22 protein-coding genes are annotated in these 23,236 nt (G+C 52.1%); 15 read left to right on the top strand and 7 right to left on the bottom strand.

Annotated features, from left to right (window positions below; translation table 11 throughout):
* Positions 1-115 precede the first annotated feature (115 nt).
* Positions 116-2,326, top strand: a complete 2,211-nt coding sequence (locus tag ACPXV9_RS11650; protein ID WP_423897209.1) for an EAL domain-containing protein — start codon at positions 116-118, stop codon at positions 2,324-2,326.
* Between the two features lie 77 nt (positions 2,327-2,403).
* On the top strand, positions 2,404-3,327 hold the full coding sequence (locus ACPXV9_RS11645) for a glutathione S-transferase family protein (RefSeq protein ID WP_423897206.1): 924 nt from the start codon (positions 2,404-2,406) through the stop codon (positions 3,325-3,327).
* A 57-nt stretch (positions 3,328-3,384) separates the two neighbouring features.
* Here the strand turns inward: ACPXV9_RS11645 and ACPXV9_RS11640 are convergent, their stop codons facing one another.
* A complete protein-coding gene (locus ACPXV9_RS11640) occupies positions 3,385-4,824 on the bottom strand; it encodes an SDR family NAD(P)-dependent oxidoreductase (protein WP_423897203.1) in 1,440 nt (479 codons plus the stop codon).
* Positions 4,825-4,895: 71 nt separating this feature from the next.
* A complete protein-coding gene (locus tag ACPXV9_RS11635) occupies positions 4,896-5,735 on the bottom strand; it encodes a DUF6279 family lipoprotein (RefSeq protein ID WP_423897200.1) in 840 nt (279 codons plus the stop codon).
* A gap of 164 nt (positions 5,736-5,899) precedes the next feature.
* Here ACPXV9_RS11635 and ACPXV9_RS11630 point away from each other — a divergent pair, with 164 nt between their 5' ends.
* The 9 genes from ACPXV9_RS11630 (at position 5,900) to ACPXV9_RS11590 (ending at position 13,785) form a co-directional block, all read left to right on the top strand.
* On the top strand, positions 5,900-7,669 hold the full coding sequence (locus ACPXV9_RS11630; RefSeq protein ID WP_423897198.1) for an acyl-CoA dehydrogenase family protein: 1,770 nt from the start codon (positions 5,900-5,902) through the stop codon (positions 7,667-7,669).
* Between the two features lie 20 nt (positions 7,670-7,689).
* Entirely contained in the window at positions 7,690-8,136 is a 447-nt protein-coding gene (locus ACPXV9_RS11625; RefSeq protein ID WP_423897196.1) for a DUF3429 domain-containing protein, read from the top strand.
* Positions 8,137-8,169: 33 nt separating this feature from the next.
* Positions 8,170-8,583: a thiol-disulfide oxidoreductase DCC family protein gene (locus ACPXV9_RS11620; RefSeq protein WP_423897193.1), complete on the top strand. Its 414-nt coding sequence runs from the start codon at positions 8,170-8,172 to the stop codon at positions 8,581-8,583.
* Positions 8,584-8,633: 50 nt separating this feature from the next.
* Entirely contained in the window at positions 8,634-9,002 is a 369-nt protein-coding gene (gene folX / locus ACPXV9_RS11615; RefSeq protein ID WP_423897192.1) for a dihydroneopterin triphosphate 2'-epimerase, read from the top strand.
* 10 nt (positions 9,003-9,012) lie between these two features.
* The gene (gene folE, locus ACPXV9_RS11610) at positions 9,013-9,648 is read left to right on the top strand and encodes a GTP cyclohydrolase I FolE (RefSeq protein ID WP_423897189.1); all 636 of its coding nucleotides are present in this window, start codon (positions 9,013-9,015) and stop codon (positions 9,646-9,648) included.
* Positions 9,649-9,716: 68 nt separating this feature from the next.
* On the top strand, positions 9,717-10,268 hold the full coding sequence (locus ACPXV9_RS11605) for a glutathione peroxidase (RefSeq protein WP_423897186.1): 552 nt from the start codon (positions 9,717-9,719) through the stop codon (positions 10,266-10,268).
* A gap of 34 nt (positions 10,269-10,302) precedes the next feature.
* Positions 10,303-11,661, top strand: a complete 1,359-nt coding sequence (locus tag ACPXV9_RS11600) for a DASH family cryptochrome (RefSeq protein ID WP_423897183.1) — start codon at positions 10,303-10,305, stop codon at positions 11,659-11,661.
* Positions 11,658-13,226 carry a cryptochrome/photolyase family protein gene (locus ACPXV9_RS11595; protein WP_423897181.1) on the top strand — a complete coding sequence of 523 codons (1,569 nt, stop codon included), beginning with the start codon at positions 11,658-11,660 and terminating at the stop codon, positions 13,224-13,226. Before ACPXV9_RS11600 ends, ACPXV9_RS11595 begins: the two co-directional genes overlap by 4 nt.
* Positions 13,227-13,275: 49 nt before the next feature.
* Positions 13,276-13,785, top strand: coding sequence for a hypothetical protein (locus ACPXV9_RS11590; RefSeq protein WP_423897180.1), 510 nt, complete (start codon positions 13,276-13,278; stop codon positions 13,783-13,785).
* A gap of 75 nt (positions 13,786-13,860) precedes the next feature.
* Here ACPXV9_RS11590 and ACPXV9_RS11585 read toward each other — a convergent pair whose 3' ends face one another.
* Positions 13,861-15,312 (bottom strand): carbon starvation CstA family protein, encoded by a 1,452-nt coding sequence (locus ACPXV9_RS11585; RefSeq protein ID WP_423897178.1) that lies wholly within the window; start codon positions 15,310-15,312, stop codon positions 13,861-13,863.
* Between the two features lie 307 nt (positions 15,313-15,619).
* Here ACPXV9_RS11585 and ACPXV9_RS11580 point away from each other — a divergent pair, with 307 nt between their 5' ends.
* Positions 15,620-15,934: a DUF6482 family protein gene (locus ACPXV9_RS11580; protein ID WP_423897175.1), complete on the top strand. Its 315-nt coding sequence runs from the start codon at positions 15,620-15,622 to the stop codon at positions 15,932-15,934.
* Positions 15,935-15,947: 13 nt separating this feature from the next.
* On the opposite strand, the gene folM is transcribed toward ACPXV9_RS11580, so the two are convergent.
* Entirely contained in the window at positions 15,948-16,661 is a 714-nt protein-coding gene (gene folM, locus ACPXV9_RS11575) for a dihydromonapterin reductase (RefSeq protein WP_423897173.1), read from the bottom strand.
* A gap of 144 nt (positions 16,662-16,805) precedes the next feature.
* Between folM and ACPXV9_RS11570 the strand changes: the two genes are divergently transcribed.
* The gene (locus tag ACPXV9_RS11570; RefSeq protein WP_423897170.1) at positions 16,806-17,714 is read left to right on the top strand and encodes a histone deacetylase family protein; all 909 of its coding nucleotides are present in this window, start codon (positions 16,806-16,808) and stop codon (positions 17,712-17,714) included.
* On the opposite strand, the gene nhaA is transcribed toward ACPXV9_RS11570, so the two are convergent.
* The 3 genes from nhaA to yghU all read right to left on the bottom strand — a co-directional run bounded on the left by nhaA (position 17,711) and on the right by yghU (position 20,517).
* A complete protein-coding gene (gene nhaA / locus ACPXV9_RS11565; RefSeq protein WP_423897168.1) occupies positions 17,711-19,117 on the bottom strand; it encodes a Na+/H+ antiporter NhaA in 1,407 nt (468 codons plus the stop codon). The two genes, ACPXV9_RS11570 and nhaA, sit on opposite strands and share 4 nt — an antisense overlap.
* A gap of 174 nt (positions 19,118-19,291) precedes the next feature.
* On the bottom strand, positions 19,292-19,591 hold the full coding sequence (gene glpE, locus ACPXV9_RS11560; RefSeq protein ID WP_423897167.1) for a thiosulfate sulfurtransferase GlpE: 300 nt from the start codon (positions 19,589-19,591) through the stop codon (positions 19,292-19,294).
* Between the two features lie 47 nt (positions 19,592-19,638).
* Positions 19,639-20,517 carry a glutathione-dependent disulfide-bond oxidoreductase gene (gene yghU / locus ACPXV9_RS11555; protein ID WP_423897166.1) on the bottom strand — a complete coding sequence of 293 codons (879 nt, stop codon included), beginning with the start codon at positions 20,515-20,517 and terminating at the stop codon, positions 19,639-19,641.
* Positions 20,518-20,898: 381 nt separating this feature from the next.
* Here yghU and ACPXV9_RS11550 point away from each other — a divergent pair, with 381 nt between their 5' ends.
* Complete coding sequence (locus tag ACPXV9_RS11550) at positions 20,899-22,179, top strand: putative DNA modification/repair radical SAM protein (RefSeq protein WP_423897163.1); 1,281 nt, start codon at positions 20,899-20,901, stop codon at positions 22,177-22,179.
* A 7-nt stretch (positions 22,180-22,186) separates the two neighbouring features.
* Complete coding sequence (locus ACPXV9_RS11545) at positions 22,187-23,062, top strand: TIGR03915 family putative DNA repair protein (RefSeq protein ID WP_423897161.1); 876 nt, start codon at positions 22,187-22,189, stop codon at positions 23,060-23,062.
* Positions 23,063-23,236: the final 174 nt, after the last annotated feature.

The raw sequence follows: 23,236 nt of genomic DNA, 5'->3' as shown, positions 1-23,236 counted from the left end.
GGATTGCAGCCGTTGCGTATCAGAAATATGTTTCAAAAATAAGAGACGGAGCGACAGTCATGTCGGGAAGCTTTGCAGGGATAACCGCGTACCATTGTGCAGGCAGTAAGTTGTCATGAGCACCCCCTCCGGTTTTTTGCCGGCAGCGGAATTGCCTCAGGATATTGAGTTCTCAATGACTGAGCCCCGTCACACTCCGAGCCAGAAGCCACTGGTCATTGTGGGTTTGGCTTCTTTGGTCATTTTCGCAGCAACGGTGTTGTCACGACAAATACTGCCCGGCACGGAGTTTTCCCCATTCTGGCCCGCCACGGGTGTTATTTTTGGTTTAACTCTGTTTTATTCCTGTTGGTACGGTGTGGCCATGGTTCCCGTGCTGATTGTCTGGACCCTGTTTACGTTTGGCTCGGGTTTTTATCACTACTCCCTGTTTGCATCGATCGGCGCCATCATCCCGATTCTGAGCGGGGTAGCCATCAGAAAACTGTGGCGTGCCGGCAATTTGTTTAATCCCCGAATGAGTCCCAGTCGGGTATTGGTGTGTTACGCATTTGGCTGTTTCTTCGTGACCTTGCCCTCTGCATTGTTGTCGGGCTCCATTCTGTTTAACGCCGGTTTGCACGGTCAGGCCAGCTTTGCCGAAATTACCTCGATTTACTGGCTGTCCGAGTTTGCGGGATTTATTTTGTTCTTCCCGTTTGTGTTTATGCTGTTGCAAAACAATCAATGGTATCGTCAGGCACCAAGTCGACTGACTCTGATCATGGTTTTGTGTGTTGCTCTGGTCAGTTTTACCAGCGACTGGCTCCCCGGGTTGTACAAGCAGTTGCCGGTGTTTATCTGTTTGCCGCTGTTGGCATTCTATGCTCTGACTGAACGCAACCCATTGTATGTACATGGTGTTATTGTTTTCTGGGTGATAAATGGCTTGTTTATTGCCAGTCAAATCCCCTTGGTGGAAGGCGAAAATAACGCCTTATTGTTCGTTTCCGGATATACCCTGTTGCTGGTTGGTGGCACGCTGACCCTGCATTTGATCTGGCTGGTGACCAACAAACAAAGAGCGCTCGCGCAAACACTGAAGCTTCAGACCCTGCTGGATCTGAGGACGGACTTGTTGAATGAGCGCGGTCTGACTCAACGCCTGCAGCAAAAGCAAGGTGACGGTTATGCGGCGTTGATTGTTCGCTTGCATCAATCCAAAGATATGATCGAGAGCCTGGGTCTGGATAAATTTCCGGTTATTCTGAAAGAGATTTCTGCCCGTCTGACCCGACAAATTCCTGCCATCGAAGACGTGGGTGTTATCGGTGGTGCCTCTGTGGTGGCGGTGTTTAAACACGATCAAACAGATTTGGCACAGGTGGCCCAACACATTGATCGTGTCCTGACCGCCACCAGCTATCTCGATGACGGCAGTTTGTCGATTCAGGATCTGGACGTTGCGGTACTGTCCTTTGATCACAATCATCGCGGTGAAATTCTGGAAGATCTGACCGTTGCGGCTTACCTCGCCAGCCAGAATCCGATCAATCGCATCCTGGTTGGATCGGCGTCTGATGCGGAATTAATGGCTCCGCTGGAAAACTTCCGTCAGTTACAGCAGGTCAAGGCATTGCTCGATCAGGGCAATTTGGAAATGTGGGGGCAGGCGATTGTGCCCACATCCGATCAGAGTCTGGTCAATAAAGTGGAGCTGCTGGCGAGAATTCGTCGCAACGACGGTGAAATACTGCAACCGGGATACTTTATGCCGTTGTTTGAGCAGTTCGGGTTTCAGTCTGAATTCGACAAATACGTGGTTCGGGCCGCCTTTGCCCTGATCATTCAGGATACCGAAGGCGCTCAGCATTACACCATCAATGTCTCCGCGCAGTCGTTCGCTCAGATAGAGTTCCCGGATTTTGTGCGCCACTACATTGATGAGTATGGTGTTAATCCGGCCTCTTTCAGTTTTGAAATAACCGAGTCGGACGCCTTGCCCAGTGTTGAAACCACACGCCGTAATATCGAGATATTCAATCAGCAGGGTATTAATGTCGGCATTGACGATTTTGGAACCGGCTTTGCCACTTACTCCTACCTGATTGATCTGCCGTTCAATTTCGTCAAAATTGACGGGCGCTTTATTCACGATATAGAAACCAATGCCGCTTCCCTGCAGGCCGTCAAGGCGATCGTTTCCATCGCCGCGGAATTCAAAATGTTGACGGTGGCAGAGTATGTCGAGAGTCAGGCCATCAGGGAAATTCTTATGGCGCTGGGTGTTGATTACGTGCAAGGTTATGGTATCGACAAACCCACACCGCTAAGCTTTGCTTCGTAATCAATCTCACGTGTAGGCTGTGTCTGTTTGCAGCCTTTGCGAAATACTATAACCATAAATAAAAAGGGACTTTGGCCATGAGGAATACCTTTATCCTGCACCACTATGAAATGTCTCCGTACGCTGAAAAGATTCGTCTGATGTTCGGCCTGACCGGCAGTCACTGGTATTCATCGCTGACGTCGGTGCAGCCCCCAAGGCCTGGTGTCGATCCGCTTGCGGGAGGTTATCGCCGAGTGCCAGTGGCCCAAGTAGGTGCGGATGTTTTCTGTGACACGGCGTTGATAGCACAGGAAATTGCCGAAGCAACCGCTACCCCTGCATTGGATCCGGCTAATATGGATGACAGCAGTCGAATGCTGGTTCGCCAGGCTGAGCAAGAAGCTTTCTTCGCGGCCATTGGTGCTGTGCCACCGGTGCGTTTGTTGGGGACCATGCTCAAAGCCTTTGGCCCCTTGGGTATGTATCGGTTTGCCAAAGACCGCGCCAGCATGATGAAGGGCGGCACGGTTCGACCACCAAAAGGTGAGGAAGCCAAAGCCCGTATTCGCGCTCTGGTGGAAAACCTCGAGGCCTGTCTGGCAGAGCAGTCTTGGGTTGCGGGTGAGTCTGCATCCGTTGCCGACTTTGCCGTGTATCACCCTCTGTGGTTACACCTTTTGTGTAATCGTAAGCCTCTGGATGCCGGCCCTGAGGTGCGAGAGTGGTATCAGCGAGTGGCCGCCATCGGGCATGGCCAGCGCGAAGAAATCAGTGCCGCGGATGCCTTCGCCGCTGCCCGAGAAACACAACCCAGAGCCCTGCCAGAAGGTGACAATGCTGACACCGCCTTGCTGGGCAAGTCGGTAGAGGTGGCCCCTTGCGACTACGCCCTGATTCCCGTCACGGGAACCCTGGTGGCTTATCGGGAGGATCGCATTGTGGTGGCCCGTGATACTTCCGAGTTTGGTGTTATACACAATCACTTTCCGCGCAGTGGTTATGCGGTGACGGCAAAATAATTGTATTGAAGCCACGGAGTGTTTGTCACCGCTTCGTGGCTTTCTGCCTTGCTGGTTTTACCCTGCGTCTTTTAAATCACTTTGCGGTGCAGGCCACTGTGACAAAATCTCTCGCAGGGCTTCGCGCGCTTCAGCGCTTTCCTGTGTCGACTTCATCAGGTGCGTGGTGCGCGGTTCCCGATCGAGAAACAGTTTGCCACTGACCTTTCCGGCTTCGGTTGCCACAGCCAGCCAATTGATGGTGTCGGCTCCTTCCTCCGGTGTGCGCAGCATATAACGGGTGATCTTATGAAACTCCGGCAGCGCCGTTTCTACCCCCGGCGTGTCGGCCCAGCCCGGGTGCATGGCATTGACCACAATGCCGTCGTCGGCCCAGTCTTCAGCCCATTGTTCGGTCTTGATCATGAGTGCGCGTTTGCAGCGGGCGTAGGCAACCGAGCCCGAGTACTGCTCATCTTTTTCACTCTGTAAATCATCCACCCGCAGTTTTTGGCTGTACATGCCTCCGGATACGACGTTAATCACTCGCGCTTCTTCTCCGGCAGAGGCGGCTTGCTTCAGCAGTGGGTACAGGCCCTCGGTTAACCGGTAGGGACCGAGCAGTAACAGGGCGAAACTTTGTTCCAAACCTTCGCTGGTTTGCTGTCGGGGGTTAAACAGAGCCCCGGCATTATTGATCAGCACATCAATGGGTTGGTTGCGCTGGTTCAGATTGCTGATCACCTGTTCAACATCCTGCATCAGACTGAGATCGGCAATTTCCAGATGGATGTTGTCATTACCTGTTGTTGCAATCAGTGATTTGCGCAGGGCCAGACCTTTGGTTTGGCTGCGCACCACCAGCGTTAATTCGGCGCCCAGTCGAGCCAGAGTTTCGGCGCAGGATTTTCCCAGCCCAGACGTGGCACCAGTGAGGATCACATGCTTGTTGCCCATGTAGGCGGATACCGGGTGCCAGTGCTTGCGCCCCAGACGATATCCGCGCTTGGTGAAACGGCTCAGCGCCAGTGGTAAAAAACGATCAGCCCGCGAGTTGCTGGCGGATATTTCCGGGGGTTGAAAGTTGTCATCCAGAGCCTGTTTTAAACCAATTTGTATGGACTCATAACCCATGTGTTCCAGACGTTTTTGCATCAGTGGCGCAATCTTGTCGACCCAGGGTTGCCACTTGAAAATGGCGGTGTAGTTCAATTCACAGCCGTCTTGGTTAGGAGTGATGGTGATGGTGTCGGTGACATCAAAAAAGCGGCCGCGACCCACTAAAACCACTTTGCGATCGGTTTCCAGTTCGATGATTTCGTATTCGAGATGTATGTTGCTGACTGGCGCTGCACAAATCACATCAAAGCGGCTGCCTACAGCGACAGGACCGGGATTCAAACGGGTTGCCGCAATCGCGGTGCTGTCCCATTCCTGGCAGTTGGAAAAGTCTGCCACATAGGTAAACACCTCATGGGCAGGACGATTGATCTGGATGGTTTCACTCAAGGTGGTCATGGTGTTTTTCCGTAAATAATTGTTTCCTGTGGATACGAATTGATTCCGGCTTCTGATCACTTTATCTGCGGTTATGACTCCTGCAAGATTCTGATGTCCTTGAGATAATCCTGAATTTCACCTTCCAGACGGGCTTTCTGTTTGGCTGTTATGGTGGGCCACAATGTGGCGAGCAGACGGGCGTAGGTGTTGCGGTTGGCCTGTCCGTTTTCCACATACACCGGATTGGCAATGGTCTTTGGGTGCTGCAATAAATGAATCAGTTTGGTTTCAAAATCCGGGTCGGTTGTGCGTGAGGCAAGCAGTGCCCGGGCCTGTTTTTGCAGCTCCCGACGATGTTCCAACCACAGATTGTTGTTGGCGATAAATTGTGGGGCGAAGTCATTGATCAGGCTGCGTTGCTCGTCAGTGAGTCTGCCCAGCCATTGTCTGAGATTTTTGCTGATCTGTTTTGTGCGTTTTGTTATTGCGTCCTGTGGGTCGGTCTCACCGTATTTGTCCTGCAGGTTGAGATTGTCCCGCTCCATGGCTTCAAACAGGCTGTTGACCTGATCATCCTCCAGTGCTTTGGCCAGGCTCGCCAGTTCCGGCAAGACCTTATCGCGCAGTCTGAGCCAGTGATGCTGGCCGCGATCAAAATGATGATGCCAGCGTTCTTCGGTCATGGGCTGGCTTTTAAAATCACTGTCGAGTTCCAGCAGGTGATTGCGGTATTGATCCAGCTCCTGTTGCCGATGCCACTCTAGCCACTGCTCCATATTGAGGTTGAAAGTCTGCTTTTGCCACTGGTTCAAGGCGATGTAGTCATCGACATACCAGTGAATCAACCAGTCCAGATTGTTGTAGGCAAATCGGGTCGAGCAGGCCGTTAAACCAAAAACGACCAACACAAGCAGCAGAGGCTTTTTCATACCATTCCAGATTCAATTGTCAGATGTTTTCCATTGATCAGTATGCGCAAACGGATTTAAAGTGAATCACAAATTAAACCGTCTGGAATTTGCTTGCGTAAAAAACACAACGCAAACGACAGGGTCTGAATAAATCCTGTTGATAATTTATAAAAGGAGACATCATGAGTCACTATCGTGCGCCATTGGAAACCATCAACTTTGTTCTGTTTGATGTGTTGGGCAGTCAGTGTCTGGCAAAGACCGATCGGTTTGCCGACGCGTCTGAAGAAATTTTTAAGGCAGTTCTGGAAGAGGGCGCCAAGTTCTGTGAAAACGTGTTGCTGCCAACCAATGAGCCCGGTGATCGCATGGGCGCACACTACGATCCCGAGACCAAATCCGTCACCACCGCCGATGGTTTCAAGGAAGCCTACGAGGTCTATCGTCAGGGTGGCTGGAGTGGCCTATCCGCTTCGCCGGATTTTGGCGGTCAGGGATTGCCACATCTGTTGAAAATGGTGGTGGACGAAATGGTCTGTTCCACCAATCTGTCCTTTGGCATGTACCCGGGCTTGTCCCATGGTGCAATGGATGCCCTCACCGAACATGCATCAGCGGAATTGCAGGAGCAGTACCTTGGCAAACTGATTGAAGGCGAGTGGACCGGTACCATGTGCCTGACCGAACCCCAGTGCGGCACCGATCTGGGCTTGATCAGAACCAAGGCAGAACCCAACGCCGATGGCAGTTATGACATCACCGGTACTAAAATATGGATCACCGGCGGTGAACACGACTTAACCGATAATATTCTGCATCTGGTGTTGGCAAAATTGCCGGGCGCACCGGATACCAGTAAAGGCATTTCCCTGTTCCTGGTGCCCAAGGTGTTGCCAGATGGCACCCGTAACGATGCCTACTGTGGTGGTCTTGAACACAAGATGGGTATCAAGGGCAGTGCCACCTGCGTGATGAATTTTGAAAACGCCAAGGGTTGGTTGATCGGGCAGGAAAATCAGGGCCTGATGTGCATGTTCACCATGATGAATGCCGCCCGGATTATGGTGGGTATTCAGGGGCTGGGGCTGGCAGAAACTGCTTATCAGGTGTCTCTGGATTTTGCCAAGGAGCGTTTACAGAGCCGCGCCATCAGTGGCCCGGCGGCACCGGAGAAAGCAGCCGACCCCATTATCGTACACCCGGATGTGCGTCGCATGTTGCTGCGCCAGAAGGTTCTCAACGAAGGCGCTCGTGCGATGGCTTACTGGACCGGTTTGCATCTCGACCTGAGTCATTCTCTGGAGGATCAGGAGGCTCGCGAGAAGTCGGATGACATTCTGCAATTGATGACGCCGGTGGTGAAATCGTTCCTGACGGATGAAGGTTTCTTCAGTATCGATCAGGCGTTGCAATCCATGGGGGGCTCCGGCTTTACCCAGGACTGGCCAGTGGAGCAATTGCTGCGTGATGCGCGAATTTCAAGAATTTACGAAGGCACCAACGGCATTCAGGCGCTGGATCTGGTTGGTCGCAAGCTGACCATGAAAGGCGGCCGTCTTGCGGGCACCTACTTCAATGCCCTGAGCGAAATTTTGTCGGGAGTCCGTAATGAAGCACACAAAGCGGCGGCGCAAACATTTATCGAGACGCTGCAACAAAGTCTTGGCTGGTTGGTCAACGAATCGGTCAAGGATCCGGAACAAGCGGCGGCGGCCGCTACGCCGTTGCTGAGAATGTTTGCCCTGACTACCATTGCCGTTTTCTGGGCCAAAATGGCGGAAGCCGCAACGTCCGAGTCTGTGGCAGGAAGTTACAGTCAGGAGTTTCTGTCCGGCAAAGTGAAAGCGGCCGATCACTACTTCCGATTGTTTACTCCGGAAATACAAGCCCTGCATGCTGAAGTGTGTGCCGGCAAGTCAACTCTGATGGCATTTGCTGAAGCAGAGTTCTGATGGCGTAAGGGTAATCCGGTATGCTTCGTTTAACCCCGATTCTCACCTGGAGTGGCACCCTGCCTTTCGTGGGGTGTGTGCTCTGGTCGATACTCGGGGAGTATCTGTCTGTGCCGCAGCTGGTGCTCGAAGCTTACTGGATTTTTATTGCCTACAGCATTGTCATCCTGTCTTTTATGGCTGGCACCCTTTGGGGTAAAGCCAATCATCGCAGTTTCTCTCATCATGGCCCTTTGTTGTTGCTCAGTAATGTATGGGCTTTATTGGCGTGGCTGTTGCTGATGGCGTTAATGGCCTACGATCACATTGGGGCGGCGATTGTTCTGTTACTGGCAGTTGGCTACTGGAACCTGTATGCGGTGGAAAAACGTTGTCTCAAAGGCAGTCGGGATTATCTTGATCTGCGAAAAAAAGTCACGTTTGTGGTGATGGCATGCCATGGCCTGATGTTTGTGCTGATGCTCTAATTACCAAACCAATAGTTTTGTGCTGCAATTATTATGACTGAATCGAAAACACCTGAGCTCACGATTTTTTACGACAGTACCTGCCCGTTGTGCGTAGCGGAAATGGATAAGTTGCGCGGGCTCGATTCACATCATCGCATTGCACTGGTGAGTTTACAGGATGAGTCTGTAGCACAACGCTACCCGCAACTGGATGTGGTAAAAGCCATGTCGGTATTGCAGGGGCTGTTGGCCTCTGGCCGTTATATCGAAGGTCTGGATGTAACCCACCGGGCCTGGACACTGGTTGGCCGTGGTTATTTGACAGCGCCATTGCGCTGGCCGGGAATTCGCTGGTTGGCTGATCGTGCCTACCTCTGGTTTGCCCGAAATCGCTATCGCGTTTCAGCGCTGCTGACAGGCAAGTCCAATTGCGACAATGGGCAGTGTTCCGTTCCGCGTAAGTGATCTGCCCCATCCCTTTGTTCGTAATAAATGAAAAACAAAGGGAAATCATTATGCCAGTCGGCAAAGCCATTATTGATATCAAAAATCTGCGTTTGCGAACCTTTATCGGTTTTAATCCCGAGGAGCGTGAAAAGCAGCAGGATATTATTGTTAATGCAGTCATGCACTACGATGCCAGCGATGCCATGGCCACAGACAATGTGGATCAGGCGGTGAATTATAAAAGCATCACCAAGTCCATTATTCACCATGTTGAGAACAATCGTTTTTTACTGTTGGAAAAGTTGGTGTGTGATCTGCTTTCCATTTGCAGTGAGCCGATCGCGATTGACTATGCCTCGGTAACGGTAGATAAACCCCACGCCCTGCGTTTTGCGGACAGCGTATCGCTGACCATTGATTATCATCGCAACGATTAAGGAGTCCCGGATGATGTCTGATGCTGAAAAAGTACGATCCATGTTGGTTGAGGTGGGTTTGGAAACACCTCTTATCGAAACCGGGCTCACTCAGGAACAAAAATACGAGCGCATCAAAGGTCTTATGACCGAAGTGGTTGGTACCCTCGGTCTGGATCTGACCGATGACAGTTTGCAGGAAACACCACACCGCATTGCCAAGATGTACGTGTATGAAATCTTCTCGGGTCTCGATTACAGCAATTTCCCTAACCTGTCGGTGATTGAAAATAAAATGAAAGTGGATGAGATGGTCAAGGTTAATGACATTGCCGTTACCAGCACTTGCGAACACCACTTTATCACCATCGATGGTTTTGCCAATGTGGCTTACATACCGAAAGACAAAATCATCGGCCTGTCGAAAATCAATCGACTGGTGCGGTTCTTTGCCCAGCGACCACAGGTTCAGGAGCGGCTGACCCAGCAGGTGTTGGTGGCGCTGCAGACACTGCTCGAAACAGACGATGTGGCGATTACCATCAATGCCACCCACTATTGCGTGAAGTCGCGCGGCATTATGGATACCACATCCAATACATCGACTACGGCGCTTGGTGGTGTGTTCAAGGCCAACAGTCGTACTCGTGCCGAATTTTTGGCTTGAGTCTGATTCGATCTGGTTTGAGTTATTGTCACAGAGTGTTGCCTGCTTTTAGGTAGGGGAGTGTCAAAATGTACAGATGTTTAAAGCGTGTAAGATTTATTCTGGTTTTTTTACCGCTGTGGTTATTTTCGACCCCCTCACTGGCCACCTGCCCGCAGTGGCTGAATCACACAGTCGGCAAACTTCACTCAAATGACACGGTTAATTTGTGCGACGTTGTCGCCGATCGTCCGGTTCTAATAGCCAATACCGCCAGCCATTGCGGTTTCACCTATCAGTATGGCGAGCTGGAGACTCTGCATCAGGAGTATAAGGATCGGGGATTGGTGGTAGTGGGATTTCCATCCAACGACTTTCGACAGGAAACCGATGACGAGGCCGAATCCGCCAAAATCTGTTATGTGAATCACGGTGTCACCTTCACCATGACCGATCGCGTTCATGTGAAAGGTTCCGAGGCACATCCGATATTCCAGCACTTGGGTGATACTCAAGGGGCACCGGGCTGGAACTTCAACAAGTATCTGGTAGATGCCAATGGCAAGGTGGTTAAACGCTTTCCAAGTTCGGTCAAACCATCTTCAAAGCTGATGCGGCAATACATTGAAACTCTGTTGTGATGCTTGCCTTGCGTGATGCTGCTCTGTTGATGTGATGTCTTCCTCAATCACCCATAAACCAAAAAGCTCCGGCAGCCTTCTGTGGTTTACCCAGGATTTAAGGCTGGATGATAACCCCTCACTTCTGGCTGCGGCGAAATCAGAACAATTGTTGTGCGTGTACGTGGTGGACCCCATCTGGTTTCGTCCCGGACGCTGGCAAATCAGTTCCATGGGATACCACCGCTGGTATTTTTTACAGGAATGCCTGAGCAGTTTGAATCAGGAACTGCGGCATCTGGGGCAGCAGTTGTATGTGTGCTATGGCGACACCGTCAGTGTGCTTGGCAATTTGCTGGCAACAGGCCAGTACGACCAAATGCACCATACCGCTTTGGCAGGAAGTGTTGAAGCCAACATATTGAAACGGCTCAAACGGCCATGGCCCGATATCGAGGTTATTGCTCACAGGGGCTATACCTTGTTCGATGATGCAGATCGTCCTCTGGCCATTGCCGAATGGCCAGACACCTATTCGCGCTTTCGTCGACAGGCTGAAAAGTGCACCATGGCCTTGCCACAATCGGCGCCGAGCTCATTGCCGCCAATGCCGGCAATGACACCGACGCCAACTCTGAAGCAGCCAGACTGGTTGCCACAACCCGTATCGAGTCAGACATCGTTTCAGGGGGGGATCCGTGCCGCGCAACAGCATCTTGATGAATACTTCTCTGGTGTCTTGCCTCGTGTCTATAAAGATAATCGCAACGCGCTATCGGGTTGGGGTAACAGCAGCAAACTGTCACCCTGGTTGAATCATGGCGTTATTTCTCCCCGCAGAATTTGTCAGTACCTGCGGCGCTACAATTCTGATCACGGCGACAACCCGGGTACGCAGTGGTTGTTGGTTGAGCTGCTTTGGCGGGAGTTTTTTCACTGGCATCATCATAAGGTGGGGGACCGGTTGTTTAAGTTTCGCGGGTTGGCCAACTCATCACCCAACACCACGTTTTACCCGGAGCGATGGCGTAAATGGTGCGACGGTGAAACCCCTTACCCTCTGGTCAATGCCTGCATGAAAGAATTAAAGGCCACCGGTTATTTGAGTAATCGGGGACGCCAGATTGCCGCCAGTTGTCTGATCAATGAGCTGGGGCTGGATTGGCGCTTTGGCGCGGCCTGGTTTGAATACCAGTTAATCGATTACGACGTTTCCTGTAACTGGGGCAATTGGCAATACATTGCCGGTGTGGGTGTGGATCCCAGAGGCGGCAGGCATTTCAATCTGGAGAAACAAACCCATCAATTCGACCCCGATGGTCACTACCGGCGGCGCTGGGGGGCAACGGCCAACCCGCAACTGGACAGCACCGATATGGTGGATTGGCCCATCGAAAGCGAAGCCAACGGATGAAAGCCAAACGCTTGCGATTGATTCTGGGTGATCAATTGAATGCCGGTCACTCGTGGTTTCGCGAAAAAGATGATCACACGGTGTATCTGATTGCCGAGTTGCATCAGGAGAGCCGTTATGTGACTCATCACTGGCAAAAGCTCTGCGCATTTTTTGCTTCAATGGCGGCCTTCGCTGATGCATTGAAGCGGGCCGGGCATCGGGTGTTGCATCTTACTCTGGATGAAACCAATGACTTCAACGATCTGGATGATCTGTTGCAACACTATTGCAACGAGCTGGGGTGTGAGCAATTCGAATATCAGCGAGCCGATGAATACCGATTGGCATGTCAATTGGCCGGCGCGGCCGAGAGTTTATCCATCGAGGTTAAGCAGGTGGATAGCGAACATTTTTTGTTACCGTTTGCCGACATAGAAAAACAATTCTCGCCACAAAAACATCATCGTATGGAAAGCTTTTATCGGCGCATGCGCAAACGTCTGAATATCCTGATGGATAACGGTCAGCCGGTGGGTGGTCAGTGGAATTATGATGCGGATAATCGCAATGCCTTCAAAGCCAATGATCTGAAAGATATTCCCCAGCCCCTGTTGTTCGCCAATCCTGTGGCCGATATTGCACAGCGGATCAAACGCCATGGATTGAACTATCTGGGCGAGCCGCAAGACCAATTGTTGTGGCCAATCAATCGCGCACAGGCACGACAACTCTTGTCCTTTTTCTGCGAAGTGTGCCTACCTGACTTCGGTAAATTCCAGGATGCCATGACCGGTGAAAATCGGGATCATTGGAGTTTGTATCACTCGCGCCTCAGCTTTGCCTTGAACACCAAGATGCTCCATCCAATGGAAGTGATTGAAACAGCGCTGCGGCAATATCAGGCTCATGATCAAAGTGAGTCCCAAGAGCCGTCTGTCAGCCTGCCCCAGATTGAAGGTTTTGTGCGACAGATTATCGGTTGGCGTGAATACGTGCGTGGCGTTTATTGGTGCAATATGCCCGCTTATTCTGAGCAGAACGCATTGAATGCCCACAGGCCTTTGCCTCGTTGGTTCTGGGATGGCGACACCAATATGCGTTGCCTCAGTCACAGCATCGGCCAGTCCCTGGAGTTTGCCTATGCTCATCATATTCAGCGTCTGATGATCGTTGGTAATTTTGCTCTGCTGGCGGGGCTTGATCCTGATGCCGTGGATGCCTGGTATTTGGGTATTTATATCGACGCCATTGAATGGGTGGAGCTGCCCAATACCCGGGGCATGGCATTGTTCGCAGATGGTGGCTGGATTGCCACAAAACCCTACGCAGCCAGTGGCAACTACATCAATAAGATGAGTGATTACTGCACTCAGTGCCACTATAAGGTTAAACTCAAAACCGGTGACGGGGCCTGCCCGTTTAACAGTCTGTACTGGCATTTTATTGACCGGAACAAGCACCACTATGAACGTAACCCAAGGATGGCCTTGCCCTTGAGGCAGTGGCAGAAAAACACACCAGAGCAGCGTCAGGCGGTGTTATCCCAAGCCGATGCTGTATTGGCAAGACTTGATCGGTTGTGAACCCATTTGTATTTGATCAGTTCTGCGCAATGAACCAGAGAATCCATGCATGAATAAATCCAGAGATTTAGTTACATCCAGAATTATCAAGGTGGTCGTTATGGCCGCGTTATTGTTGGTCAGTGCGATGACGCATGCCGCGGACTACAGTTCCGGCCATGGTGCGCTGCAATTGTGGGACGATGAGGCCAAGGCCAATCTGCCCCAGTGGATCAAACTGTGGCTGATGTTTATGTTGCTGGTGTTCGCCAGCGGTTTGTTGTTTGTCTGGCGTCATATGGAAGCCCGCTGGGTGGTGGGTGGTGTGATCGCCGGATTGTTGTTTTCCCGGTTTGCGGTTCCCGCTCTGGGGTTGGTGCCCTTATCGGGTCTGGTGGCTCTGGTGCATCTGATTTTCTGGTCGCCGGCCTTATTTCTGCTGATTAAAAACCGGCCGTTTGCCAAGGGGTGGTCTGCCTATGCGGTGTGGTCCGGCCTGGCTACTTTCTGTATCGTATTTTCGTTTGTGTTTGATGTGCGCGATGCCGCTATTTATCTGTGGCATATGCTTTTGGGTTGATTGAGCCTGTGGCTGCACTATAAAAAAGCCCCGCAATGCGGGGCTTTTTTCGAGCGTGATCCACTCATCAGAGCTTTATGCACTGACCATCTGCAATTCCAGATTGTGTGGCAAAGGCTTTCTGCCTATCCGGGCAATCACAATCCAGCCGACCAGTGCTGCACCGATAACACCGGCAACTGTCGAGGTGGCAATGGGCAGACCAAAACCCAGTGCGGCGTTATTCAGGATAAAGGTGATAACCACACTGCTCATAAACAACGCAGGCACAGTACAGATCCAGTGCAGGCGATTGCCACGGGCCAGATAGGAAGCTGCAGTCCACAACATAATGACCGCGGTCATCTGATTGGCAAAACCGAAGTAGCGCCAGATTACGCCGAAGTCTACCTGAGTCAGAATGCCACCCAGAGTAAACAGTGGGATCGCAAGCATCAAACGACGAGAGACTTTATTCTGTGGCATCTTAAAGAACTCGGACATGATCAGACGCGCCGAGCGGAATGCGGTATCACCCGAGGTGATGGGCAGTACAATCACTCCCAGAATCGCCAGCATGCCTCCGAAGGCACCCAGCAAACCAGTGGACGCTTCAAACACCACATTGGCAGGACCGCCTTCGCTCAGAGCTTGTTGCAGACCGGTGATGCCATCAAAGAAAGACAGGGCAATGGCACACCACATCAGGGCAATAATGCCTTCGCCAATCATGGCGCCGTAAAAGACGAAGCGACCGTTTTTCTCGTTCTCGATACAGCGCGCCATCAGCGGTGATTGGGTGGCATGGAAACCGGAGATCGCACCACAGGCAATGGTAATAAACAGCGCAGGCCACAGCGGTTTGTCATCCGGATTGAGGTTAGTAAACAGGTCTGCGGCAGTGACGTCGGCCAACAGGCTGTGATCCGGTGACAGCATCAGCGCAACCGGCAGGCTGATGGACATAAACAGCAGCAGTAGCCCAAACACCGGGTACAGACGGCCAATGATTTTGTTGATCGGTACCAACGTGGCAATCAGGTAGTAGGCGAAAATAATGCCCACCAGCATGGCCTTGTCCCAGCCGCTGAGCTTAACCAGCAAGCCAGCCGGAGCCGTTACGAATACCACACCCACCAGCAACAACAGAATCAGGGAGAAGATATTCATAAAATGTTTGGCGTTATTACCGAGATAGCGGCCGACCAGATTGGGCACTGAGGCACCACCATTACGAACCGACAACATGCCAGAAAAATAATCGTGAACGGCACCGGCAAAGATGCAGCCAATGACGATCCAGACCATGGCAGCAGGGCCATACATGGCACCCAGGATGGGGCCGAAAATTGGGCCTACGCCTGCAATATTAAGCAGCTGAATCAAATAAACCTTGGGTGTCGACATGGGTACATAGTCGACGCCATCGGCACCTTCTTTTGCCGGTGTCTTGCGCTGGCCATTAGGCGCAAACACTTTTTCAACAAAAGCTCCGTAAATAAAATAGCCGCCTATCAGCATCGCTAATGCAATAAAAAACCAAACCATTGAACTAACCCTAGCGTTTAAACAGCACGGTGGTGTGCCATTTGTCGTTTAAAGAATGAGACGCTTGTGACCGCTCGGTATTTCAGGGGTTCATCTTCAGGTTGCGTGTTTTTTGATCTGCATCAATTGGTTGGGCCCACTGGGACCTATCGGCAAGATTTATAACGATTTTGCTCTAATGGCAGCAGGATCATCCCCGGTCATTCCGTGCCGCTTTCCGGTTATTGAACTGAACAGTCCTTCGCAGCGTAACCCCTCAATAGCTTGCACTGCCCACTCAAGGTGGTGCCCAACCAAGGTGATCATTATGCAAATTGCTGTAGAAACCCTCAGACACTGGCCAAAAATCGACAAGGTCATTATCCACTCGCTGGATCTGTGCCTGTATCAGGCCTCGGTGGCGGTTGAGGATATTGAAATGCTGGTGACCGACAGCCGTGGCAAGCCCCTGCGCAAGTTCAATATTTTGGAAATGCAGGCTGTGTTTCGCGGCTTGCCTATCGGGGAGATGGTACTGCGTCAGCAAAGCGCCTATGACGAGATGGTGGGTCAACCGGTCAGGGCAGAATCGAACACGCTTGAGGTGCCTCTGGGGGATCCCTACCCGGATTTAACCCGTTGATCGCCGAGTGTGATTATTTCAGGTGGCGGCCGCCATCAAGGTGCAGTGTTCGCCCGGTGATATAGCGGCTCTGTAACAGGAAGGCGACCGCCTCCACCGCTTCTTCGGCCCCCGGGGGCGAGCCAATCAAAGATTTTTGCATGGCCTTGAGTTTGTCCTCTTCGCTGTCGCCCTCGGTGAACATCACCAGCGCCGGAGCAATGTCGTTAACCTTGATGTCCGGTGCCAGTTGTGCCGCAAACGACAGCGTTAAATTGTGCAGCGCGGCTTTACTGGCGGCGTAGGCAATGTGTTTTTTACTGCCCTTGTCCTGAATGTAATCGGTCATGTGAATGATGTCGGCGGGGCCGCTGTGCTGTTTCAACAGGGGGGTCAGGGCCTGATTAATCAGGTAGGGTGCGGTGACGTGAATTTGCATCATGCGCGCCATCAAATCTTCACCGGGCAGCCCCGAGGATTCGGCAACCCAATCGGAGGCGTTGTGAATCACGGCGCGAACCCGGCGGTAGCGGCTGACAACGTAATCGATAAACCCCCGCACCCCATCGACCGTGGCAAAGTCAGCTTGCACCACGTCGGCCCCAAGGGCTTCCAGTTCATCAACCCCGGGGCGGCGTTTGCGATAGGTGACCAGCAGTGGAAAACCGTTTTGATGCAGCTCTTTGGCAATGGCCAGACCGAGGCGTTGGCCGCCGCCGGTGATAATGACAGGTGCGTTTGTTTGCATGGGTTATCTCCAAATATTCACTGAAGATACGAACACGGAGGGTGAGCCGATTAATCCGCTGACTGAAACAGATACTCCACCCTCGCCGCAGTCTTCAGGTGCCTGTGATACAGTAGCGCCGCTTAACCAGACCACCTTGTTGCCATGCTGCCACTGATTTATCACCCGAATTATTCCTGCCCCTTTCCCGAAGAGCATCGATTTGTGATGAGCAAATTCCGGCGCCTGTACGATTACGTGCAATCGCGCGGCTACATTGCTCCGGGGAATGCCAATTTGTTTCAGCCTGAGACCGCCAGTGTTGAAGATTTAGCGATTGCCCACGATCGCGATTATTTGCAGGGCATGTTGACCAACGATCTGACCAAACAGGTGTGGCGTCGCATCGGCTTGCCCTGGAGTCAGGGATTGATTGACCGGACCGTGACGGCTCCCAATGGCACCCTGCTGACAGCAGAAAAAGCGCTGGAGCATGGCATGGCCTGTCATCTGGCCGGTGGAACTCACCATGCGCACCGGGATTTTGGCAGCGGTTTCTGCATCCTCAATGATCTGGCGTATGCGGCTTTGCGTCTGGTCGAAACCGGTCGCGCCAGACAAATACTGATTTTTGATTGCGATGTGCATCAGGGTGACGGCACTGCGGCGATCCTGCATCACCATGACCACATTTTTACCTGCTCGATTCACTGCGAGAAAAATTTTCCGTTTCGCAAAAGCGACAGCGATCTGGATATCGGTCTGGCCAGTGACATCAGTGAAGACGAGTACCTCAATGTGGTGATGCGCACGTTTGAACAACTGATTGCGGTGTTGTCTCCCGATCTGGTTCTGTACGACGCCGGTGTCGATGTCTGGGCGGAGGATGATCTCGGCTTGCTGGATATTTCCTGGCAGGGTATCGAGCAGCGCGATTACGGGATATTAAAAACCTGCCAGGACAGAGGCATCCCGGTCGCCACCGTGATTGGTGGTGGCTATGACCGCGACCATGAGCGTCTGGCCAGACGCCATGGCATTGTGGTGGATCAGGCTTATCGGTTGGTCGGTTAGGCTTTGGCCTCATCGTTTAGGGTAACGGCTGCTTCAGGCTCTGGCGGTTTGGTGGTCAGATACAGCCAGATAAATCCGATGATGCCGGCACTGAACGACGCAAACAGGATGCCGGTCTTGGCCATCACCAGATCGTCCGGGTAATTGGCAAAGCCCAGCTCGGCAATAAAGATCGACATGGTAAAACCGATACCACCCATAAAGGCCACACCGATAATGTGGTGCATGTTCAATCCTTTGGGTAGGTCGCTCAGTCCGGCTTTTACCGCCAGCCAGGTGAAACCGGCAATACCGATCAATTTACCCAGAACCAGCCCCAAGCCAATCCCCATGGTCACAGGATGAACCAGAATGTCACCGATGTTGGCAAAGTCGATGGCGACACCGGCGTTGGCCAGGGCGAAAATAGGGATCACCAGATAGGCCGATGGCAGGTGCAGTTTACTTTCCAGTACCTGAGCGGGCGCCTGTACCAGATAGGCACCGTTACTCATGGCCCGGACCTGAGAGCGCAACGCATCATTCACCAGAATATTTTCGTTCTCCTTATAAGCCGCTTTTAAGGTGTCCACCCGGCTGGTGATCAGAGACAGGAAACGTTTCGGGTCATACTTGGGCTTCATCGGAATAATGAAGGCCAGTATCACACCCGCGAGAGTCGCATGGACGCCACTCTTTAACAGGGCCACCCACAGAAAGACCCCGATAAACAGGTAGGGCGAAAGTCTGCGAATGCCCCCGAGGTTCAGGCAGATCAGCAGAAAGGTGAATACACCGGCCAGGCCCAGTGCCACCAGGTTAATTTTTTCGGTATAGAACAGGGCGATAACGGTTACCGCACCCAGATCATCGACAATGGCCACGGCAATCAGAAACATCAACAGACTTTGCGGTACCCGCTTGCCCAACAGGGCCAGTGTGCCCAGAGCGAAGGCGATGTCCGTAGCCATGGGAATGCCCCAGCCATTGGCGGTGTGACCGGTTGGGTTGATTGAAAAGTAGATCAGGGCGGGAACCACCATGCCGCCGATGGCAGCGATAATGGGCAGCAGCGCCTGTTTCAGGTTGGCCAGCTCGCCCACTAAAAGTTCGCGTTTTAATTCCAGTCCAACCACCAGAAAAAATATGGCCATCAGGCCATCGTTAATCCAGTGGTGCACTGTTTTGGAAAGTTGGAAGTTCTCCAGCCCCACCGTAAAGTAGAGCTTAAAAAAGTGATGGTAGGGTTCGGCAAATTTACTGTTGGCAATCAGCAGTGCGATAAGGGCACACAGTATCAGCAAGACACCACTGGTCGTCTGCCGATGAATAAATTCTTCAAGAGGGGATATGACTTTGTCAAAAGCCCGCTCCCAGGGAGCTACGTATTCCTTGCCACGCTTTTTTATTCTTATGCCCTTCATGTCTTCTCCTGCGGTTATCATTTCGGTGTTACCGGCTGCCCTTGCCCTTTATGTCGGGCAATTTGAGCGGGAACCTGAGCGGCAACACGTCACCTGATAAATTATATTTGGCTAATTCAGCATAGCCAATAATCCATTTAATGGCGCTAGGGCCTGTTCATACTGACAGTATTTCTACAGTCGGAGCTTCCACTCCTCAAAACCGCCATCGACGCTGTAAGATTGATCGAAGCCCATATTGAAAAAATACTCAGCCGCATTCTTACTGCTGTTGCCGTGGTAGCAGTAGATGATCAAGGGCTTGTGCTTGTCGGTGCTTCTTATAATCTGTTCCACATTGCTGTCCGAGACATTGATGGCGTTGGCAATATTACCCAGAGCGAAGGAACGGGGATCCCGGATGTCCAGAATCGTGGCATCGCCCTGATTGATCATGTCCTCAGCCTGATCAATGGAAATGCATTTATACGTCATATAGGTTGGTCCACTTAAGGCTTAATGGGGCAGCTGTTTGGCGCTGCTCAAAGCACATCCGGAGGTGTGTCTTCCAGCTTGTCCTGAGTCTTCAGTTCAAAGTCACTGGCTTGATGACGCTCACGCAGCTGTTTGGCCGGATCGCCCCAGGCGCGGTTGACCATGGTGCCGCGTTTTACCGCTGGGCGCTGGCCGATTTGTTCGGTCCAGCGCTGCATGTGTTTATAGCTTTTGACATCGAGAAACTCGCCAGCTTCGTACAGCTTGCCCTGTACCAGAGCGCCGTACCAGGCCCAGATGGCCATATCGGCAATGGTGTATTCGCTGCCGGCCATGTATTCGTTTTCCGCCAGATGTTTATCCAGAACATCCAGTTGGCGTTTGACTTCCATGGCGTAGCGGTCGATGGGGTACTCCCATTTTTCCGGGGCATAGGCGTAGAAGTGGCCAAAGCCACCGCCGAGAAACGGCGCGCTGCCCATTTGCCAGAACAGCCAGTTCAGGGTCTCGGTGCGAGCCTGATGATCTTTGGGCAGGAACACGTCAAAGCGTTCGGCCAGATAGAGCATGATCGAACCGGATTCAAATACCCGGGTACCGGTGGTGGTATCGAGCATGGCCGGTATCTTGGAGTTGGGGTTTAATTCCACAAAGCCGCTGCCGAATTGTTCCCCTTCACCGATGTTGATCAGATAGGCGTCGTATTCCGCGTCTTCGATACCCAGTTCCAGCAATTCCTCGAGCAGGATGGTGACCTTGACGCCGTTCGGTGTCGCCAGTGAATAGAGCTGGAACGGGTGGTCGCCCTTGGGCAAATCCCTGTCGTGAGTTGCGCCGGAAATGGGGCGGTTGATGCTGGCAAATTTGCCGCCACTTTCGGTGTTCCACTTCCATACGCTGGGAGGCTGATAGCTGTTGTCAGACATGTCTGTTTCCTGGGTCATCAGAGGTGCCAATAAGACTAGCAAACCCCGGGGTTGGCTGTAAGTAAGGTTTTGCAAAATGATCCAGCAAGCAGTTTTGTCAGTAACTGTTGGGATGCATACAGCAACAACAAGGATCTGACCCATGGCTTCTGAGCAAGCAAGTAACGTCTCACCAATCAATGCATCCGCGGCTAGCAAACGGCTGCCCTGTCGCGGGTGCCAGCCCGATTGTAAAAATTACCATCGCTGTGACGGCAAGCTTTGGCGGATGCCGCTCACCTTGCCCGCGGTAAAAACGCAAAAATAGACTGCTGTCGACCATAATAATATACTGTATATTAGTACAGTATTGATGTATTTGCAGAGTGTTGTGGTGGGCTTATGAAATTGCAGAATAAATTGGCGATTTTGGCTGATGCGGCCAAATACGATGCTTCCTGTGCCAGCAGTGGCTCGGTCAAGCGCAACTCCAGCAAAGGCAAGGGGGTTGGCTCCACTTCAGGGGGAATGGGGATCTGCCACAGCTACGCGCCTGACGGCCGCTGTATTTCACTGCTGAAAATCCTGCTCACCAATTTTTGCATTTACGATTGCAGTTACTGCGTCAATCGCGCTTCCAGTCAGGTACAGCGGGCCCGGTTTACGGTAGATGAAGTGGTGAACCTGACCCTGGATTTTTACAAGCGCAACTACATCGAGGGGCTGTTTCTCAGCTCCGGTATTATCCAGTCGTCCGATTACACCATGGAGCAGTTGGTGAATGTCGCGCGCAGCTTGCGCAAGGATCATGACTTTCGCGGTTACATTCATCTGAAAACCATTCCCGATGCCAGTCCGGAGTTGCTGCGTCAGGCCGGTGTCTACGCCGATCGTCTGAGCATCAATATCGAGCTGCCCTCCAAACAGTCCCTGAAGCTCTATGCGCCTGAAAAGGACCCGGTCACCATTCACGGGTCCATGGGCAAGCTGCGTGAAAACATTGAAGAGTCAAAAGAAAGCCGCAAGCGGCGCAACAAGGTGCAGTCGGCTGCCAAGCGAGCGAACACCAAACCGGCCAAATTTCTCTACGCTCCTGCCGGGCAGAGTACCCAGATGATTGTGGGTGCCGATGCCTCGTCGGACAGCAAAATCTTAACCCTGGCCAATCATTTGTACGGCAAGTATCAGATGCGACGGGTTTACTATTCCGCCTTCAGTCCGATACCGGATGCCACCCGGACATTGCCCTTGCAGGCGCCGCCCTTGTTGCGCGAGCACAGGCTGTATCAGGCTGATTGGTTGCTGCGTTTTTATGGTTTTTCCATCGATGAAATCAGCGATCCGGCCAGTGAGCAAAAGGGCATGCTCGATTTGGACGTTGATCCCAAACTGGCCTGGGCGTTGCGCAATCGCGATCTGTTTCCGGTGGATATTAATCGCGCGCCATTGGAGATGCTGTTGCGGGTGCCGGGAATTGGCACCATCGGTGCCCGGCGCATTATCCAGTCGCGTCGCTTTGGCCAATTGCGTTTTGCGGATCTGGCCAAATGCGGCTTGTCGGTCAAGAAAATTTCAGCCTTTATAGAGACCGTGGATCACTCACCTGCAGCGCAGTTACTGGAATCAGATAGCCTTAAAAGCCGCTTCGTTAAGGCGGAGACGCCACAGCTCAGTTTGTTTTAGGTGGCCGATGATGTATGGGATTCAAGCAAACGATTTTAACCAATGGCGTCGACTGGCCAGAGGCTTGTTGCAACGTCGTATCTCGCCGCAACAGTTGCACTGGGAAAGTCCTGATCAGACTTCACTGTTGCTCACAGCTGCCTCGGACGATTATCTGGCGCAGCCAGTTATTACCGACGACATCACCATTCCCCGGGACTTTTTTACGCTGGCAAAGCAGGTGGCGTGTTTTCGCGATCCGAGTCGCTGGTCGTTGCTCTACAGTCTTGCCTGGCGTTTGGTGTTTCAGGACAGAAGTTTGCTGGGCAATAAAATTGATCCGGAGGTGGCCCGATTGCTGGCGATGAGAAAAGCCGTGGGTCGAGATAAACACAAAATGGAAGCGTTTGTGCGCTTTCAGCAGGTGCAGGAGGCGACAGCGGATCAACCTGAGGTGTTTGTGGCCTGGTTTGAACCCGAACACCTTATTCTGCCGATTACCGCGCCTTTTTTTGCCAAGCGATTCAGCAATATGGTCTGGACGATTCTGACCCCCGATGCCTGTGCACACTGGGACGGTCAGCAGTTGCAGTTCAGTCCGGGTGTTACCCGGCCTCCCGCACGAGACGATGCCGTCGAAGATTTGTGGCGCGAGTACTACGCCAATATTTTCAATCCGGCGCGGCTCAAGTTAAAAGCCATGCAAAGTGAGATGCCGAAAAAGTACTGGGTGAATTTACCCGAGGCGCCACTGATTGCCGAATTGACGCGCAACGCCGGTAAGCACACCGAGGCGATGCTGGCAAAGAGTGCAACCCCCGAGTGGAAAAAAACGGCCAAGTCTCGATTCATAAAACAGCAACAAAAGCTGCTTCGTCATCGCAGTGATGATGTCGATGGTTAATGTTCTTTGGCAAATAATTGTTTTGGTTTGATGGCATAAAAGCTTATTTGGGGCCTGTTTTTCCTTATATTTTTTAATTCATGATTTTGTCAAATACTTGGCTTAGCTTTTGCTATCTTTTGTTGAATAGTTAGGCCGGCAATCCTGGGTCGCCGGTTGATCTCAAGAAGCGTA

The organism is Candidatus Pelagadaptatus aseana, assembly GCF_040362265.1.
Taxonomy (GTDB): domain Bacteria; phylum Pseudomonadota; class Gammaproteobacteria; order Pseudomonadales; family Cellvibrionaceae; genus Pelagadaptatus; species Pelagadaptatus aseana.
Note: the sequence above shows the minus strand (reverse complement) of the source record. Positions and strands in the feature narration are given on the sequence as shown.

What these genes read in the sequence shown, in the direction of transcription:
- ACPXV9_RS11550 (WP_423897163.1), top strand. Translation starts at nt 20,899, where the DNA reads ATGAAATTGCAGAATAAATTGGCGATTTTGGCTGATGCGGCCAAATAC.
- yghU (WP_423897166.1), bottom strand. Translation starts at nt 20,517, where the DNA reads ATGTCTGACAACAGCTATCAGCCTCCCAGCGTATGGAAGTGGAACACC.
- ACPXV9_RS11640 (WP_423897203.1), bottom strand. Translation starts at nt 4,824, where the DNA reads ATGACCACCTTGAGTGAAACCATCCAGATCAATCGTCCTGCCCATGAG.
- ACPXV9_RS11570 (WP_423897170.1), top strand. Translation starts at nt 16,806, where the DNA reads ATGCTGCCACTGATTTATCACCCGAATTATTCCTGCCCCTTTCCCGAA.
- ACPXV9_RS11620 (WP_423897193.1), top strand. Translation starts at nt 8,170, where the DNA reads ATGACTGAATCGAAAACACCTGAGCTCACGATTTTTTACGACAGTACC.
- ACPXV9_RS11580 (WP_423897175.1), top strand. Translation starts at nt 15,620, where the DNA reads ATGCAAATTGCTGTAGAAACCCTCAGACACTGGCCAAAAATCGACAAG.
- ACPXV9_RS11630 (WP_423897198.1), top strand. Translation starts at nt 5,900, where the DNA reads ATGAGTCACTATCGTGCGCCATTGGAAACCATCAACTTTGTTCTGTTT.
- nhaA (WP_423897168.1), bottom strand. Translation starts at nt 19,117, where the DNA reads ATGAAGGGCATAAGAATAAAAAAGCGTGGCAAGGAATACGTAGCTCCC.
- ACPXV9_RS11595 (WP_423897181.1), top strand. Translation starts at nt 11,658, where the DNA reads ATGAAAGCCAAACGCTTGCGATTGATTCTGGGTGATCAATTGAATGCC.
- ACPXV9_RS11625 (WP_423897196.1), top strand. Translation starts at nt 7,690, where the DNA reads ATGCTTCGTTTAACCCCGATTCTCACCTGGAGTGGCACCCTGCCTTTC.
- ACPXV9_RS11605 (WP_423897186.1), top strand. Translation starts at nt 9,717, where the DNA reads ATGTACAGATGTTTAAAGCGTGTAAGATTTATTCTGGTTTTTTTACCG.
- glpE (WP_423897167.1), bottom strand. Translation starts at nt 19,591, where the DNA reads ATGACGTATAAATGCATTTCCATTGATCAGGCTGAGGACATGATCAAT.
- folM (WP_423897173.1), bottom strand. Translation starts at nt 16,661, where the DNA reads ATGCAAACAAACGCACCTGTCATTATCACCGGCGGCGGCCAACGCCTC.
- ACPXV9_RS11650 (WP_423897209.1), top strand. Translation starts at nt 116, where the DNA reads ATGAGCACCCCCTCCGGTTTTTTGCCGGCAGCGGAATTGCCTCAGGAT.
- ACPXV9_RS11545 (WP_423897161.1), top strand. Translation starts at nt 22,187, where the DNA reads ATGATGTATGGGATTCAAGCAAACGATTTTAACCAATGGCGTCGACTG.
- ACPXV9_RS11635 (WP_423897200.1), bottom strand. Translation starts at nt 5,735, where the DNA reads ATGAAAAAGCCTCTGCTGCTTGTGTTGGTCGTTTTTGGTTTAACGGCC.
- folE (WP_423897189.1), top strand. Translation starts at nt 9,013, where the DNA reads ATGATGTCTGATGCTGAAAAAGTACGATCCATGTTGGTTGAGGTGGGT.
- ACPXV9_RS11600 (WP_423897183.1), top strand. Translation starts at nt 10,303, where the DNA reads ATGTCTTCCTCAATCACCCATAAACCAAAAAGCTCCGGCAGCCTTCTG.
- ACPXV9_RS11585 (WP_423897178.1), bottom strand. Translation starts at nt 15,312, where the DNA reads ATGGTTTGGTTTTTTATTGCATTAGCGATGCTGATAGGCGGCTATTTT.
- ACPXV9_RS11590 (WP_423897180.1), top strand. Translation starts at nt 13,276, where the DNA reads ATGAATAAATCCAGAGATTTAGTTACATCCAGAATTATCAAGGTGGTC.
- folX (WP_423897192.1), top strand. Translation starts at nt 8,634, where the DNA reads ATGCCAGTCGGCAAAGCCATTATTGATATCAAAAATCTGCGTTTGCGA.
- ACPXV9_RS11645 (WP_423897206.1), top strand. Translation starts at nt 2,404, where the DNA reads ATGAGGAATACCTTTATCCTGCACCACTATGAAATGTCTCCGTACGCT.